This is a genomic window from Micromonospora sp. ATLC20, assembly GCF_057196585.1.
The window spans coordinates 1-867 of record NZ_JBXUOV010000400.1; the positions used below are offsets into that span (position 1 = coordinate 1).

Sequence of the window (867 nt, forward strand, 5' to 3'; positions counted from 1 at the left end):
CTGCACGCGGCGCCGGCGGTGACGGCGCTGCCCGCGCTGCGGCGACGGCTGCTGCCCGGGTTGCACGGGCTCGGGACGCCCGGCCGGGTCGCGCTGACCTTCGACGACGGCCCGGACCCGGAGTCCACCGGCCACGTCCTGGACGTGCTGGCGGCGCACCGGGTCCGCGCCACGTTCTTCGTGCTCGGCGCGATGCTGGCGCGCCACCCCGCGCTGGGCCGCCGGGTGGCCGGCGACGGCCACGAGATCGCCGTGCACGGCTGGACGCACGACAACCTGCTGCTGCGCGCCCCCGCCCGCACCGTCAGCGACCTGACCCGCACGTACGACCTGGTCACCGACGTGACCGGCCGTCCGCCCCGGTTCCTGCGACCCCCGTACGGCGTGCTCACCACCGCCGCGCTGGTGGCCGCCCGGCGGCTGCGCCTGCGGCCGGTCCTGTGGAGCTGCTGGGGCCGGGACTGGACCGCCACCGCCACCGCGGACACCGTCGCGCGCACCGTCCTGACCGGACTGGACGAGGGCGGCACGATCCTGCTGCACGACTCCTCCCGTACCGCCGCGCCGGGCGCCTGGCGGGCCGGTCTCGCCGCGCTCCCGCGAGTGCTGGCCGAGTGCCGCCGCCGCGGATGGCAGGTCGGCCCGCTCGCCGGGCACGGGCTCCGCGCGCGCTGACCCGCGAGCGAGCAGCGGAGCCTACCGCCTGACCTCGGTGCCGGGGCCCGAATCCCGGAGCCGGTGACCCGTTCGGGTCGGCGTGGCTAGCGTCCGGGTCATGAGGACCTGGGGATCCTTCGTGGCGCTGGCCGCCGCCCTGCTGCTGCCGGCCTCCGTGACACCGGCGGCGGCCGCCGCCCGCGCGCCGGT

The 867-nt window shown here is 78.4% G+C and carries 1 protein-coding gene; it reads left to right on the forward strand.

Annotated features, from left to right (window positions below):
* The coding region (locus AC2CHG_RS31610) for a polysaccharide deacetylase family protein (protein ID WP_484526231.1) at window positions 1-675 on the forward strand (675 nt) is incomplete at its 5' end.
* Between the last annotated feature and the right edge of the window lie 192 nt (window positions 676-867).